Source organism: Bradyrhizobium sp. CCBAU 51627, assembly GCF_028128765.1.
GTDB lineage: Bacteria > Pseudomonadota > Alphaproteobacteria > Rhizobiales > Xanthobacteraceae > Bradyrhizobium.
Genome location: NZ_LBJG01000024.1, coordinates 842,317 through 856,462 on the forward strand (window position 1 = coordinate 842,317; position 14,146 = coordinate 856,462).

14 protein-coding genes are annotated in these 14,146 nt (G+C 59.8%); 7 read left to right on the plus strand and 7 right to left on the minus strand.

Annotated features, from left to right (window positions below):
• Positions 1-32 precede the first annotated feature (32 nt).
• The 4 genes from XH88_RS18800 (at position 33) to XH88_RS18815 (ending at position 3,795) form a co-directional block, all read left to right on the plus strand.
• Entirely contained in the window at positions 33-836 is an 804-nt protein-coding gene (locus XH88_RS18800) for a glutathione S-transferase (protein WP_271669740.1), read from the plus strand.
• Positions 837-903: 67 nt separating this feature from the next.
• Complete coding sequence (locus tag XH88_RS18805) at positions 904-2,031, plus strand: Re/Si-specific NAD(P)(+) transhydrogenase subunit alpha (protein WP_271669741.1); 1,128 nt, start codon at positions 904-906, stop codon at positions 2,029-2,031.
• A 10-nt stretch (positions 2,032-2,041) separates the two neighbouring features.
• Positions 2,042-2,359 carry a proton-translocating transhydrogenase family protein gene (locus tag XH88_RS18810; protein ID WP_035704698.1) on the plus strand — a complete coding sequence of 106 codons (318 nt, stop codon included), beginning with the start codon at positions 2,042-2,044 and terminating at the stop codon, positions 2,357-2,359.
• Between the two features lie 38 nt (positions 2,360-2,397).
• Positions 2,398-3,795 carry an NAD(P)(+) transhydrogenase (Re/Si-specific) subunit beta gene (locus XH88_RS18815; RefSeq protein ID WP_271669742.1) on the plus strand — a complete coding sequence of 466 codons (1,398 nt, stop codon included), beginning with the start codon at positions 2,398-2,400 and terminating at the stop codon, positions 3,793-3,795.
• 61 nt (positions 3,796-3,856) lie between these two features.
• Here the strand turns inward: XH88_RS18815 and XH88_RS18820 are convergent, their stop codons facing one another.
• Entirely contained in the window at positions 3,857-4,675 is an 819-nt protein-coding gene (locus XH88_RS18820; RefSeq protein WP_271669743.1) for an enoyl-CoA hydratase, read from the minus strand.
• A 241-nt stretch (positions 4,676-4,916) separates the two neighbouring features.
• Here XH88_RS18820 and XH88_RS18825 point away from each other — a divergent pair, with 241 nt between their 5' ends.
• Entirely contained in the window at positions 4,917-5,978 is a 1,062-nt protein-coding gene (locus XH88_RS18825) for a LysR family transcriptional regulator (RefSeq protein WP_271669744.1), read from the plus strand.
• A 112-nt stretch (positions 5,979-6,090) separates the two neighbouring features.
• Here XH88_RS18825 and XH88_RS18830 read toward each other — a convergent pair whose 3' ends face one another.
• The 4 genes from XH88_RS18830 to XH88_RS18845 all read right to left on the minus strand — a co-directional run bounded on the left by XH88_RS18830 (position 6,091) and on the right by XH88_RS18845 (position 9,575).
• On the minus strand, positions 6,091-6,801 hold the full coding sequence (locus XH88_RS18830; protein WP_271669745.1) for an SDR family NAD(P)-dependent oxidoreductase: 711 nt from the start codon (positions 6,799-6,801) through the stop codon (positions 6,091-6,093).
• 9 nt (positions 6,802-6,810) lie between these two features.
• Complete coding sequence (locus XH88_RS18835; RefSeq protein WP_271669746.1) at positions 6,811-7,443, minus strand: glutathione S-transferase family protein; 633 nt, start codon at positions 7,441-7,443, stop codon at positions 6,811-6,813.
• Between the two features lie 141 nt (positions 7,444-7,584).
• Positions 7,585-8,184: a TetR/AcrR family transcriptional regulator gene (locus XH88_RS18840; protein WP_271669747.1), complete on the minus strand. Its 600-nt coding sequence runs from the start codon at positions 8,182-8,184 to the stop codon at positions 7,585-7,587.
• Positions 8,185-8,732: 548 nt separating this feature from the next.
• Positions 8,733-9,575, minus strand: coding sequence for an AAA family ATPase (locus tag XH88_RS18845; protein WP_271669748.1), 843 nt, complete (start codon positions 9,573-9,575; stop codon positions 8,733-8,735).
• A 365-nt stretch (positions 9,576-9,940) separates the two neighbouring features.
• On the opposite strand from XH88_RS18845, the gene XH88_RS18850 reads away from it, so the two are divergent.
• On the plus strand, positions 9,941-11,116 hold the full coding sequence (locus XH88_RS18850; protein ID WP_271669749.1) for a vWA domain-containing protein: 1,176 nt from the start codon (positions 9,941-9,943) through the stop codon (positions 11,114-11,116).
• A 62-nt stretch (positions 11,117-11,178) separates the two neighbouring features.
• Here XH88_RS18850 and fabF read toward each other — a convergent pair whose 3' ends face one another.
• On the minus strand, positions 11,179-12,438 hold the full coding sequence (fabF, locus tag XH88_RS18855; RefSeq protein WP_271669750.1) for a beta-ketoacyl-ACP synthase II: 1,260 nt from the start codon (positions 12,436-12,438) through the stop codon (positions 11,179-11,181).
• A gap of 255 nt (positions 12,439-12,693) precedes the next feature.
• Positions 12,694-13,431: an SDR family NAD(P)-dependent oxidoreductase gene (locus XH88_RS18860; protein ID WP_271669751.1), complete on the minus strand. Its 738-nt coding sequence runs from the start codon at positions 13,429-13,431 to the stop codon at positions 12,694-12,696.
• Between the two features lie 138 nt (positions 13,432-13,569).
• On the opposite strand from XH88_RS18860, the gene XH88_RS18865 reads away from it, so the two are divergent.
• Positions 13,570-14,142: a TetR/AcrR family transcriptional regulator gene (locus XH88_RS18865; protein ID WP_271669752.1), complete on the plus strand. Its 573-nt coding sequence runs from the start codon at positions 13,570-13,572 to the stop codon at positions 14,140-14,142.
• Positions 14,143-14,146: the final 4 nt, after the last annotated feature.

The window sequence follows — 14,146 nt, forward strand, 5'->3', positions numbered from 1 at the left end:
TTCTAGGGGACCGTCTCCCTCAGTGGCTTACAATGGCTGACCTTCGCATTTTTTCATATCTGCCTAACCCAAGGGTTTGGAAGGCGACCATTGCGGGCAGATTCGCGGGAGTTGAAATCGAGATCAAAGGTGCTCCCGCCAACGAACTGAAGAGCTGGCTTTGGGATTACAATGCCGCCCCCGTGGCCTCCTACGAATGGCACGCGTACTCGCCGCTCGCTCGGACTGGCAGGGTAGGGCTGGCAGGAGAGCGCCTTTTCAAGACAGAAGCATTCATGGATGCCCACCCGTTCGGTAACGTTCCGGCTGCGTTCGCTCCCGGCGGAAAAATCGGCATCTTCGAATCGAACAGCATCATGCGAGCGGTGGCACGCCTCAGTAAGACCGATTTCCCTCTCTATGGGCACGATGCTTACGAGACTTCCAGGATCGACAGCTTCCTGGATGTGAGTCTGATTTTTGCCCGGGACGCTCAGATCTACCTTCTCGCGCTGTCAGACGGGACGCTAGACGCGGCGATCCACACCCGAGCTCAAGAGGCGTTCGCAGTCTACGCCTCGGGACTTGAGCAAGCGCTCTCGCCCGCCCGCCAGGTGCTGGTCGGCAACAACATTTCCCTTGCCGATATCTGCTTCGCCACCGAGCTCGCGCTTTTCATGAATGAACATGCACGGGGGCGTCAGCTAGAGGACAAAGGCTTGAGCAAAATACTTCATCGTGGTGTCCGCGACGAGTACCCACGCATGATAAGTCATTTCGATCGTTTGCTAAGACACGAGCATTTCGCCGCGGACCTTGAGCCATACGTACATAAGCTGTCTGCAGCGGCAACCTGATGCTGCGCCATGCGACTCGTTCGCTATGTCTTATGAAATCGTGTTCTAGGACGATACCGGAGACCTCATGAAGATCGCCGTTGCCAAGGAAATCGATCCGTCGGAGCCGCGGGTCGCCGCTTCGCCTGATACGGTGAAGAAGTTCAAAGCGCTTGGCGCCGAGGTCGCCGTCGAGCCGAGCGCCGGTATCAAGTCGGGCCTGCCGGATTCCGAGTTCACCGCGGCGGGCGCCACCGTCAGTGCCGATGCGCTGAAAGACGCCGACATCGTCATCAAGGTGAAGCGCCCCGAGGCCTCGGAGCTTGCGCAGTACAAGCGCGGCGCGCTCGTGATCGCCATCATGGACCCCTACGGCAACGAGGCCGCTCTGAAGACGATGGCGGATTCCGGTATTGCGGCCTTCGCGATGGAGCTGATGCCGCGTATCACGCGTGCGCAAGTGATGGACGTGCTGTCGTCGCAGGCAAACCTTGCGGGCTACCGCGCCGTCATTGAGGGCGCCGAGGCCTTCGGCCGCGCCTTCCCGATGATGATGACGGCGGCCGGCACCGTGCCCGCCGCCAAGGTGTTCGTGATGGGCGTCGGCGTTGCCGGCCTCCAGGCGATCGCGACCGCGCGGCGCCTGGGCGCGGTCGTCACCGCGACCGACGTGCGGCCTGCGACGAAAGAGCAGGTGGAATCGCTCGGCGCCAAGTTCCTCGCCGTCGAGGACGAGGAGTTCAAGAACGCGCAGACCGCCGGCGGCTACGCCAAGGAGATGTCGAAAGAGTACCAGGCCAAGCAGGCCGCGCTCACCGCCGAGCACATCAAGAAGCAGGACATCGTGATCACGACGGCGTTGATCCCCGGACGTCCCGCGCCAAAGCTGGTGTCGGCCGAGATGGTCAAGTCGATGAAGCCGGGCTCGGTGCTGGTCGATCTCGCCGTCGAGCGCGGCGGCAATGTCGAGGGTGCGAAGGCCGGCGAGGTCGTCGATCTCGATGGCATCAAGATCGTCGGCTACACCAACGTCGCCGGCCGCGTCGCGGCTTCGGCGTCCAGCCTCTACGCGCGCAACCTGTTCTCCTTCATCGAGACCATGGTCGACAAGAAAGAAAAGAAGCTCGCCGTGAACTGGGACGATGAGCTCGTCAAGGCCACCGCGCTGACCAAGGACGGCGCCGTCGTCCACCCGAACTTCCAGCCGAAAGCGTAAGGAGAGAGCCATGGAGCATGTTGCACAGGTCGTCGATCCCTTCATCTTCCGGCTTTCGATTTTCGTGCTGGCCGTCTTCGTCGGCTATTTCGTGGTGTGGTCGGTGACCCCGGCGCTGCATACGCCGCTGATGTCGGTCACCAACGCGATCTCCTCGGTGATCGTGGTCGGCGCGCTGCTCGCCGGCGGCGTCGCGAACGTGTCGAGCGGCTCAGGTTGGGCGCGCGCCTTCGGCTTCGTCGCGCTGATCTTTGCCTGCATCAACATCTTCGGGGGCTTCCTTGTCACCCAGCGCATGCTGGCGATGTACAAGAAGAAGTCGAAGTAAGCGGCACCTCGGGGTGAAGAGGCGAATGGGGACCTGAGATGAACGCCAATCTGTCTGCATTGTTGTATCTCGTGGCGGGTGTGCTGTTCATCCTGTCGCTGCGGGGATTGTCGAGCCCCGCCACCTCGCGCCGGGGCAATCTGCTCGGCATGATCGGTATGGCGATCGCGGTCGCCACGACGCTTGCCAACCATCCGCCGGCCGACGGCCTGGCCTGGCTGCTCGTGATCGTCGGCATCGGCATCGGTGCCGCGATCGGCGCGGTCATCGCCCGGCGCGTGCCGATGACGTCGATGCCGGAGCTGGTCGCGGCCTTCCACTCGCTGGTCGGCATGGCCGCGGTGCTGGTCGCCGCCGGTGCGTTCTATGCGCCCGAGGCCTTCGACATCGGCACTCCCGGCAACATCCACACCCAGAGCCTGGTCGAGATGTCGCTCGGCGTCGCCATCGGCGCGCTGACCTTCACCGGCTCGGTGATCGCGTTCCTGAAGCTGTCGGCGCGCATGAGCGGCGCGCCGATCATCCTGCCGGCGCGGCACCTCATCAACATCGCGCTGGCCGTTGCGCTCGTGGTCTGCATCATCGGTCTGGTCATGACCGGCAGCGCGGTGTTCTTCTGGCTGAACGTCATCCTGGCGCTCGCGCTCGGCGTGCTCATGATCATCCCGATCGGCGGCGCCGACATGCCGGTCGTGATCTCGATGCTGAACTCCTATTCGGGGTGGGCCGCGGCCGGCATCGGCTTCACGCTCGGCAACTCCGCGCTGATCATCACCGGCGCGCTGGTGGGCTCGTCGGGTGCGATCCTGTCCTACATCATGTGCCACGCGATGAACCGGTCCTTCATCTCGGTCATCCTCGGCGGCTTTGGCGGCGAGACCGCGGCCGCCGGCGCGGCGACCGGCGAGCAGAAGCCCGCCAAGCTCGGCTCGGCGGACGATGCCGCCTTCATCATGAAGAACGCCTCCAAGGTCATCATCGTGCCGGGCTACGGCATGGCGGTGGCGCAGGCCCAGCACGCGCTGCGCGAGATGGCCGACATCCTGAAGAAGGAAGACGTCGAGGTGAAATACGCGATCCACCCGGTCGCAGGCCGCATGCCCGGCCACATGAACGTGCTCTTGGCCGAGGCCAACGTGCCCTATGACGAGGTGTTCGAGCTCGAGGACATCAACTCCGAATTCGCGCAGGCCGACATCGCCTTCGTGATCGGCGCCAACGACGTCACCAACCCTGCCGCCGAAGAGGACAAGACCTCGCCGATCTACGGCATGCCGGTGCTGCAGGTCTGGAAGGCGGGCACGGTGATGTTCATCAAGCGCTCGCTCGCCTCCGGTTACGCCGGTATCGACAATCCCTTGTTCTACCGCGACAACACCATGATGCTGCTCGGCGACGCCAAGAAGGTCACCGAGAACATCGTCAAGGCGATGTAAAGCCATTGGCCCGGAAGGCGTCCCAGCCGAGAGCGAGCTTTGACCGAAGGGCCTCCGAAGACTAACGTCCAGAAAAGATCGGGGGGCGCTTTTCGATAAAGGCGCGAACGGCTTCCTTGTGGTCGGCTGTTTGACTGGCGCTGACCAGGTTGGCTGCTTCGTGATCGAGTGAATCCAACAGAGTCGCTGTCATCGCATGATCGAGATTGTCCTTGATGCAGGCAAGCGAAAATGCCGGACCATTCGCGAGCTGCTTGGCAAGCGAGAAGGCGACATCCTGTAACTCGCCGTCCTCAACTACTCGATTAATGAGCCCGAGTGCTTCGCATCGTCGCGCGTCGATCCGCTCGGATAGAAACATCAGCTCTCTCGCGCGCGAGGTGCCCACGAGACGCGTCAATAGCCACGAGATGCCATAGTCCCCGGTCAAGCCGATGCGAGCATATCCCGTGACCATGCTCGCGGATGCGGTAGCTATCCGTATGTCGCAAGCGAGCGCAATGGACATTCCGGCTCCCGCTGCCACACCAGGCAAAGCGGCAATAGTGGGCTTCCGAAGCGCAGTAAGCGTCCCCGTGAGGGTACGCTGTTTTGTCCGCAGGTCAGCGAGCCGCTCATCGAACGTCAACTGCGCCTTGTTAGACCCATCACCCATTCCTTTTACATCGCCACCGGCGCAAAAGGCGCGTCCTGTCCCGGTGATCAGGAGCGCGCCGACATCGGCGTCCTCGCCGCATTGCTTGATCATTCGTCGCAATGCCGGCGTGAGCTTGTCCGAAAGCGCATTTCTTGCGTCGGGCCGATTCAACGTTATGACTGCCACTTTATCTTCGATTTCGCAAAGCAGCTCCGTGGTCCCGGTGTCGACGGACTTCCTCATGAGATAGCTCTCCAGCATTCGAAGGGATTCGCCTTCCGTATTCTCCCTACCGGCAGGACAACTCTTATTTTCATCGCCCCCCGGCATAAAAATGAATCGTGGTTCAGATACTTCCGTGGCGTCTGTTGCCTTTTCGTGTGCAAATCCGAGCTTGACGTTCTGTATGATAACTATCATGCTGATTAAAAGATGACGAGCATCATTTTTCGTCCGCTCGAAGGCTGCGCGTTTGGGGGTGGAAATGACTGCGGAGGGTCTGACGAACGTCAAGCGCGCCCGGAGCGAGGGCTGCATCGAGACTGGAGTGCGCGATCTCCCGCACGAGCAAGCCGCGGCAAGCCCGCAAAGGTCTCGATTGGCGGAAACAAATTGGGATCTCTTCAGGCTCTTCTTTTCGGTGGCGCAGAGCGGAAGCGTCAACAGGGCGGCGCGGGCATTGGGAATGAGCCAGCCGACCCTTAGTCGACGACTAAAGGAGCTGGAACGCAATGTAGGAGCGCCCCTGTTCTTTCGGGTGTCATCCGGCGTGAAGTTGACCCAAGAGGGAGAGGAGCTTCATCGTTCGGCCGAAGAGATGGTTCGCTCGTTTGAGGCGTTTCACAGGGATTTGTCTCTCCGAGTCGGTGATAGATCCACTGCAGTGAAGATCTCCGCGACCGAGGGATTGACCAAGCACTGGCTGTTGCCTCGCGTAAAAAAGTTGCGCGCGTTGAACGCTCAGATCCGACTTGAGATCAATTCGACCGTCGAACAACAGAACTTGGCAGCCAGCGATCTCGACCTGGTCATACGGATAGGTCACCCGGGTGACAATGAGCTCGTCGGTCGACGCGTCGGAACGATTGCTTTTGGTTTGTTCGCTTCCGCTGGATACGTGGAAGAGCACGGTGCACCGAAGACCTTAGATGACCTAGTTGATCACGACTTGATTGGAAGGCCCGTTGATTATGTAGAAGCACATAGGGCGCGCACTGGACCTATCAAGCTGCTGAATGCCTTCAATGCAGCACAGAATGCTCGCAACACGTTGAATTTGATGCCGGTCGCCAATCACTTCGCTGCTACAGCAGAAGGGCTCGGTTTGGCGTTCCTGCCGATCCCTTTTGCGGTGGCGGAAGGACTGGTGCGTGTGCTCCCTGAAGAGACCGCGATTCTGGACCTATGGCTGTTGCGTCGCCGAGAAACGGATCTTCGAAGAATGACGAGGCAGGTGTGGCGGTTCCTGGAGACGGAATTCGCGAATACAAAATCCTGGTTTGCAGCTCACAAAACCACTCAGAAGCGTCTTCACCAAGTTGCTTGAACGCGCTCTGAGCACTCGATAGGAAGAGGTCGTGACGTGCCTGCAGACCTCGGCGAACGGTCGTGGCAGTCACGGGCAAGTTCGTCTGGAGCGCTTCCTGGTTTGATTATCGTTACCAGACCTCGCCGAAGGGCCGCAATTCGACGAGGAATGACCAGGTCGACCGATCCTGATGGGCCACACGGAACATTTCCTCCGCTATCGCAGCGGGCTTCGCAAAGAAATCGTCCGGCTTATCGGCTGCCAAAATCGGACGGGTGCGGGGAGTGTCGATTGCTGCGTCGATCATGAAGTAGGCTACATGAATTCCCTTCGGCCCGAATTCGCGCGCCATGGATTCAGCCAAAATACGTTGAGCCGCTTTGGTCGAAGCGAAGAAACCCCAGTTGACCTTTCCACGGAAGGCCGAGGTGTTGCCCGTTACTAAGATCGCACCCTTCCCGGCTCGTAGCATCTCAGGAATTGTTTCGCGGGAGAGATGGAGTAGCGCAGTGGTATTGACGCGGAAATTTCTCTCCAGATCTTCGGGGTCCATGGACAAGATGCTCCCCCTCGTCGCACGTAAAGCATTGTGAACTACGACTTCCGGGGCGCCCATCTCCGTCTTGATGAGTGCGATGGTTTCGGCCAAGGCCTCAAGGTTACCGACATCGCAGGGATAAGCGCGCGCACCATCGTACTTCGCTGCCAGAGTGCGGAGGTTCTCCGCATTTCGGGCGATCATCGCGACCCTGTAGCCCCCCTCGCTGAAGCGCCTGGCGATCTCGGCGCCGGTGCCGTGCTCGGGTCCAACTCCGGTGACGAGACAGACTGCATTGCTCATATGAGCCTCCTAGAGCCGAAAGGAAGGGCGGGCAGACACCTTGGCGAACCACGCGGCCACGGACGGATACCGGTCGCCGATGTCCATCTTCAGCGTGGCGGCCGATCGTATCGCGAAGAACCCGGTGATGTCGGCGATACTGAAATTAGGGCCAGCGACGAATTCGTTCTTGGCCATATGCGGCTCCGCGCGGTCGAGAAAAATTTCCATCATTTCGCGTCCACGGGTCACCAGTTCAGGCAGCTGCGGCAGATCGTTGCGCGTGCCAGGCACCACTCTGTCAGCGAACATGGGCATGGAATTGCGTATCGCGTGCAGTGTCGGGACAAAGCCGTCGAGCTCGAAGCGCCGTAGCCACATGTCGACCACCGCACGTTCGGTGGCCGTGCGCCCAAACAGCGACGGGTGCGGGTGGAGTTCTTCGAGGTAGCGGCAAATCGACACGGATTCCGCGATGACCGTGCCGTCGTCCAACTGCAAGAACGGGACGCAGTGAAATGGGTTCATCTCCGTGAGGGCAGGGGTGAATTGCGCGCCTTCCCGGACGTTCAACTGTTCGGTCGGAAGTTCAATGCCTTTTTCGGCCAGAAAGACCCGGACGCGTTGAGCACTCGTCGCTGGTCCGAAATCGTAGAGCTTCATTTTTCGTTTCTCTCCGTCTCAGGTCGCGGCGAGTCGCGAGCCGGCGGCTCGGTCAGGATAATTCGGTTTCGATGGCAGCGCGCTCACCTGTGGATAAGGACCGTGCTCCAGTATTAGGCCGATTTCCCGAACGTTCGGGTTTTACCGAGCCCTATCATCCGTCCTCTGCCCGCGACATTCTACGAGATCGAGAATGCTTCGTTGCGCCGCGCGCAGTATCTTATCAGACATCGAAAGGTCTCTCGCGACCCGCGCGAGAGCGACCGCTCCGACCATCGTGCACACGATAGCAATGGCCGATTCGTCGGGATGATCATCTTCCAGCAAGTCGGCCACATTATCGAAGTAGTTCGAAAGATAGTCCGTCATGACCTCACGGGTCTTTCGGTCGCTTCGCGCGACATCGCCCGCCAAGGCTGCCACCGCACATCCCACGCTCGGGTCGTCCCGATGTGCCTTACTGAGATAAGTGTTCAGCAGTGTCTTAAGCGTCCGCGGTCCGCTCGTGCCTCCCAAGCGCACAGATTCCGGACCGCCCTCCGAGAGAGCTTTCGCCAAAGCCTCTGAGATCAACTGATCGCGCGAGTCAAAATGACCGTAGAACCCGCCGTGGGTCAACTTGGCGGACTTCATAAGTTCGGCGATGCTGAGGCCATCCAGTCCCAGCTCGCGGATTTGGACTGCCGCTGCATCCAGTATTCGCTGCCGGCTTTTTGCCTTGTCCGCTTGGGAATAACCCATCTAGTCGGCTCCAGTCCAAATATCACCGAGGATCTGCATATCAAGGTCTTCGCACGACATCCAATATCCAATCACTAGGTGTCCCTTCGAGCCTTTCCGCAATTCGGTGAGACGGTTCTTTGCTACTTAGCGGAGGTGATGGGACGTGGATGACAAAAATCGCGTTGTTTCAACAGTTTCGCTCGCTCCCTGTCATGAATAAATTGGGTTAGTATGATCAAATTCAACCATGCCGCTTGCGGGCTATTCATGGCTGAAGCGTCCTTAGTCCGTTTTGGAGATGTGTCCAGTTCGACGAAGGAAGACCGCCCGCTATGAGCGGCGTGTTCTCGCCCTGCGGGTGGAGGATTCGCTCCGCAGCCTTGGTCGGCGCAATCGCGAAGATAAGGCGCTCTCCTCGAGCCGAGATGGGTCCAGTCGCCCCACCTTCATCTCGGCAACATCTAGAGCCGCTGGGGATGTGTATCTGGGGCGACCGGTTAGTAAGTAAGTCTATGTCGATCTCGCGACACAAAATCCGGCGTGCCTCAAGGCTCGAAAATCTGCCGCTAGACCTCTCGCCGGCTAAGGAATGACAGTCGCTCGAACAGATGCACATCCTGCTCGTTCTTGAGCAGCGCGCCGTGGAGCGGTGGGATCAATTTGCGTGGGTCGCGTTCGCGCAGCTGCTCGACGCTCATGTCTTCGTTGAGCAGGAGCTTGAGCCAGTCCAGCAGCTCCGAGGTCGACGGCTTCTTCTTCAGGCCGGGCACCTCGCGTACCTCGAAGAAGATACGCAGCGCTTCTTCCACCAGGCGCTTCTTGATGCCGGGGAAGTGGACGTCGACGATGCGGCCCATCGTGTCGGCATCGGGGAACTTGATGTAGTGGAAGAAGCAGCGGCGCAGGAACGCGTCCGGCAGTTCCTTCTCGTTGTTGGAGGTGATCATCATGATCGGGCGCTGCTTGGCCTTGATCGTCTCGCCGGTCTCGTAGACATGGAATTCCATGCGGTCGAGCTCGAGCAGCAGGTCGTTCGGAAACTCGATGTCGGCCTTGTCGATCTCGTCGATCAGCAGCACCGGGCGCTGCTCGGCGGTGAAGGCCTCCCACAGCTTGCCGCGCTTGATGTAGTTCTTGATGTCGGAGACCCTGCTGTCACCGAGCTGGCTGTCGCGCAGGCGCGACACCGCGTCGTATTCGTAGAGGCCCTGCTGCGCCTTGGTGGTGGACTTGATGTGCCAGGTCAGGAGCGGCGCGTTCAGCGCCTTCGCCACTTCCTCGGCCAACACTGTCTTGCCGGTGCCAGGCTCGCCCTTGATGAGGAGCGGCCGCTCGAGCACGATCGAGGCATTGACAGCGACCTTGAGGTCGTCGGTCGCAACGTAGTTTTTCGTTCCGGTGAACTTCATGGGCATTCGACTTGCTTGAATTGCAATACGCAAAGGCTGATCTGAATAGCGGCAGCGCGAGAGCGGAATCAAGTCTCTACCGGTCATGCCGACCGCCGTCCGTCGCGAATAACGGTTTAACGAGGGGAGCGCAAAACCGGCGAAGCCGTATGCTAACGGTGCCAGCCTCGGTCGCTGCCGATCAAAGCCCCATGATTTCAATCTCTTCGATACGGTCCTGATGACCGAGATCCTCGGTTCGAACAGGAGCGCTAAAGGATACTGCGCCCGCTATTCATCGTTGAGGTGTGCTTATTCTTCTTTGTCGATCGGACGCCGTGAGAACCGAGATACTTTGCCGGCATCCCCAGGACGATCCATCGATCATGCTCTTGCAATTCTTTACTTCACTGCGCGATGCGCAGGTCCCCGTGACGCTGCGCGAATACCTCACGCTGATGGAGGCACTCGACGCCGACCTCGCGGACTACACGGTCGAGAATTTCTACTACCTGTCGCGCGCCTCGCTCGTGAAGGACGAGCGCAACCTGGACAAGTTCGATCGCGTCTTCGGCACCGTGTTCAAGGGGCTGGAAAGCCTGCTCGACGCCATGGAGAAGGCGGAGATTCCGGCGGAGTGGCTGAAGAAGCTCGCCGAAAAATACCTCACCGAGGAAGAGAAGAAGCAGATCGAGGCCATGGGCTGGGACAAGCTCATGGAGACGCTGAAGAAGCGCCTCGAAGAACAGAAGGGTCGCCACCAGGGCGGCAGCAAATGGATCGGCACCGCCGGCACCTCGCCGTTCGGCGCCCATGGTTACAATCCCGAAGGCGTTCGCATCGGCCAGGAGAAGAACCGCAACAACCGCGCCGTGAAAGTGTGGGACAAGCGCGAGTTCAAGGATCTCGACGGCAATGTCGAGCTCGGCATCCGCAACATCAAGGTGGCGCTGCGCCGCCTGCGCAAATTCGCGCGCACCGGCGCGCCGGACGAACTCGACCTCGACCATACGATCCGCGAGACCGCCAACCATGGCTATCTCGACGTGGTCATGCGCCCGGAGCGGCGCAACGCGGTCAAGCTTTTGGTGTTCTTCGACATCGGCGGCTCGATGGATTCGCATATCGAGCAGGTCGAGGAGCTGTTCTCGGCGGCGAAGAGCGAATTCAAGCGCATGGATTATTTCTACTTCCACAACTGCCTTTATGAAGGCGTGTGGAAGCAGAACAAGCGGCGCTTCACCGACCGCACGCCGACCTGGGACGTGCTGCACAAATATCCGCACGACTACAAGGTCGTGTTCGTCGGCGACGCCTCGATGTCGCCTTACGAGATCATGGTGCCGGGAGGCTCGGTTGAGCACGTCAACGAGGAGCCGGGCTCGGTCTGGCTCGATCGCATCGTCCGCACCTATCCGCATGCGGTGTGGCTCAATCCGGTGCAGCAGAAGCATTGGGACTATTCGGAATCGACCACCATCATCCGCCGCATCTTTGCCAACCGCATGTTCCCGATCACGATCGAGGGGCTCGAGGGCGCGATGAAGGAAATGGCCCATTAGGCCGACCGGGTCCGGGCCGACTTGTTAGGGCGAAGAGAAACGTAAGAGCTCCGAGGCCGCCTCTACCAACGTTTGAAAATGACGCTGGCGTTCACACCGCCAAATCCAAATCCATTCGAGATCGCGTGATCCATCATCATCCTTCGGGCCTTTGGTCCGACGAGATCGACGCCCTCCGCGGCGTCGTCGGGATTTTCCAGATTGAGCGTGGGCGGAGCTATCTGGTCTCGGAGTGCGAGTATCGCGAAGATGGCCTCGGCGCCTCCTGCGGCACCCAGCAAATGACCGGTTGCCGATTTCGTCGCGCTCACGGCGATGCCGCCGTGGGCTCCGAAAACGGATTTGATGGCAGCGAGCTCGGAGATGTCGCCCACAGGGGTGGAGGTCGAGTGAGCATTGAGGTGCTGCACGTTGCGCGGATAAAGTTCGGCCTGCCGCAAAGCTGCTTCCATGGCTCGCCGGGCGCCAGAGCCGTCCTCAGGACCCGAGGTGATGTGATGAGCGTCAGCGGAAGTTCCGTAGCCTACCAGTTCGGCGATCGGCCGCGCCCCGCGGGCTTGGGCGTGCTCGAGCTCTTCGATCACCAAAATTCCAGCTCCTTCGCCCATGACGAATCCGTCGCGGTCACGATCGAAAGGGCGGGACGCTTGCGAAGGCCGGTGGTTGAAGCGGGTTGAGATTGCGCGGGCCGCCGCGAACCCTCCGAGGCTGACCAGGTCGATGCAAGCTTCAGCACCCCCGCAGACCGCCACGTCGGCCTCGCCCGAGCGGATTAACCGCGCGGCGTCGCCGATCGCCTGTACGCTGGCGGCGCACGCCGTTACCGGGGCGCCGATTGGCCCCTTGAAGCCATATTGTATCGAAACGTGGCCAGCGGCGAGATTTGCCAGAAAGGACGGTACGGTGAACGGCGACAGGCGCCGGATGCCACGTTGATCGGTAGTCCGGACCGCTTCGACAATCGCCGGAAATCCGCCGATTCCAGAAGCGATGATCGTCGCCGTTCGCTCCAAAGAAAGTTCGTCCGCAGGAGACCAGCCGGCTTGAGCGATCGCCTCCGCAGCGGCGACCAACGCGAAGTGAATGAACCGATCCATTTTCCGCTGTTCTTTAGGCGGAATGGTCAGATCGGGATCGAAGCCGCCATCGACGTCATCCTCTTTGGTCGGCACAAGCCCGGCAACTCTCCCCGGAAGCGAGGAAGCCCACTCGGGCAGGATGGTCAGCCCGGACTTGCCAGCAAGCAGCCGAGGCCATGCCACCCCTGTACCGCAGCCGAGCGGAGACACCAGCCCCATTCCTGTGACCACTATTCGTCGCATGTAAGGATCCGATTCTTGAAGATGTGATGGTCTGATGCCAAGAGTTGAGGAGATCCCGACTCCGCGACAGCAGGATCGGTTCCTCCTGAACTTCATCTCCGGAGACGAGGAGATTTTCAGCCGTGATAGGGAGCAGTGCTCTACCCCAAGCAACAGCTACGCCAGCCTAAGCTGCCAGAGTAGCTACTAAATTTCAAGTAACTATCCGGGAAAAATGAACGGCCCAAGCCCTCCGGTGCCTGGGCCGCCTCAGATCTAGGCGATAGCGTGGACCATGGTGGCCAACTTCGCCTGCAATCCCGCCGGGTCCGCCTTGAAGGCGGTTGCGGCGCCTTCGGAAAGCGCACCCGGAAAGACTTCGTCCTGCCCTGCCTCGAGAGCGTCCAGAGTATGGATCGCAACTTCACTGGGCTTCAGCTTGGGGTCCGGCATGGACTTTCCGAGCGGTGTATCGACCTGCACCGGCAATACCGCCAAAACCTGAGATCCACGGGTCTTCAATTCCGCTCGGAGGACTCGCGTCAAAGATAGTGCCGCCGCCTTCGAAGCTGAATAGGTCCCTGCCAGAGGGATGGTCGCTAAGGCCAGGAAGCTCAAGATGTTGATCACTGCGCCTCCTCTCAGCGCGGGCGTGTTCTTGAATGCTTGAGCGAGAGCCAAGGGGCCGAAATAGTTTACTTCCATCTCTTGGCGCGCCATCGCAAGGTCGTTCACAGACAATGCGCCGTGGCCTCCGAAAAATCCTGCATTGTTCACGAGCAAGGTCACATCGGGTGCCGTCGCTGCCGCCTTGGCGATCTGGTCGGGCTTGCTTACGTCCAGTTGGACCGGAATCACACGCGGCTGGCCCTTGAACAGCGCCTCTGCCGAACTCGTATCGCGCACTCCCGCGTAGATTTTCGAGGCGCCACGTTTGAGCAACTCCTCGACGATAGCTCGCCCGATTCCGCCGTTCGCACCGGTCACCAGGGCGACTGAACCTTCAACCTTCATTTTCGATCTCCAAATTCCGCGCAAGCGCCGACAAGCACTTAGGCAAGCGCCGTTAATCATTGCATTTGCAATGAATGCTTTAATTGCGTACGTAATCTTTGGATGTCAAGGACCCGATGAACGGCCGAGCCAGCAAAAATGAAAGTGTCGAAAGCCCAAGCGGCCGAAAACCGAGCTTCAATCGTCGAGGTCGCATCCAGGCGGATGCGCAAAGGCGGTTTCGGGGCCATGACCGTGGGAGAGGTCGCTAAAGCCGCAGGCCTTACTCATGGTGCGCTCTACAGTCATTTTCCTTCGAAAGAGGCGCTGTCGTCGGAAGCTCTCGCGGAGAGCTTCCGCCAATGTCATTCGGACTTCTCCAAGTTGAGCCTTGATGACTTGTTGAGCCAATATCTATCAATGCAGCACCGGGATTACCCGGAGAGCGGCTGCCCCATGGCTGCGCTGGTCTCGCAGATCTCTCAGCAAGATGAAACTATCCAAGAGGAGTTCGCCAATGGGTTCGATGGATTCGTGGTCCTAATCAGAAATGGGCTGAAAGCTACCGGCAGATCGAACTCGGACACTCGGGATCTCTCACTTTTCGCTGCCGCAGCGATGGTCGGAGCACTCGCTATTTCGCGAGCTTTGAGAGACGCGAAGCCGACGGCTTCTGAAACGATGCTTGGCGTAGTTCGTCGGCAGCTACAACGGCTCTTGGGCTCGCCATAGCACG

Coding starts and splice junctions, on each gene's coding strand:
- XH88_RS18800 (WP_271669740.1), top strand. CDS start 33: ATGGCTGACCTTCGCATTTTTTCATATCTGCCTAACCCAAGGGTTTGG.
- XH88_RS18805 (WP_271669741.1), top strand. CDS start 904: ATGAAGATCGCCGTTGCCAAGGAAATCGATCCGTCGGAGCCGCGGGTC.
- XH88_RS18810 (WP_035704698.1), top strand. CDS start 2,042: ATGGAGCATGTTGCACAGGTCGTCGATCCCTTCATCTTCCGGCTTTCG.
- XH88_RS18815 (WP_271669742.1), top strand. CDS start 2,398: ATGAACGCCAATCTGTCTGCATTGTTGTATCTCGTGGCGGGTGTGCTG.
- XH88_RS18820 (WP_271669743.1), bottom strand. CDS start 4,675: ATGAGGAAGTCCGTCGACACCGGGACCACGGAGCTGCTTTGCGAAATC.
- XH88_RS18825 (WP_271669744.1), top strand. CDS start 4,917: ATGACTGCGGAGGGTCTGACGAACGTCAAGCGCGCCCGGAGCGAGGGC.
- XH88_RS18830 (WP_271669745.1), bottom strand. CDS start 6,801: ATGAGCAATGCAGTCTGTCTCGTCACCGGAGTTGGACCCGAGCACGGC.
- XH88_RS18835 (WP_271669746.1), bottom strand. CDS start 7,443: ATGAAGCTCTACGATTTCGGACCAGCGACGAGTGCTCAACGCGTCCGG.
- XH88_RS18840 (WP_271669747.1), bottom strand. CDS start 8,184: ATGGGTTATTCCCAAGCGGACAAGGCAAAAAGCCGGCAGCGAATACTG.
- XH88_RS18845 (WP_271669748.1), bottom strand. CDS start 9,575: ATGAAGTTCACCGGAACGAAAAACTACGTTGCGACCGACGACCTCAAG.
- XH88_RS18850 (WP_271669749.1), top strand. CDS start 9,941: ATGCTCTTGCAATTCTTTACTTCACTGCGCGATGCGCAGGTCCCCGTG.
- fabF (WP_271669750.1), bottom strand. CDS start 12,438: ATGCGACGAATAGTGGTCACAGGAATGGGGCTGGTGTCTCCGCTCGGC.
- XH88_RS18860 (WP_271669751.1), bottom strand. CDS start 13,431: ATGAAGGTTGAAGGTTCAGTCGCCCTGGTGACCGGTGCGAACGGCGGA.
- XH88_RS18865 (WP_271669752.1), top strand. CDS start 13,570: ATGAAAGTGTCGAAAGCCCAAGCGGCCGAAAACCGAGCTTCAATCGTC.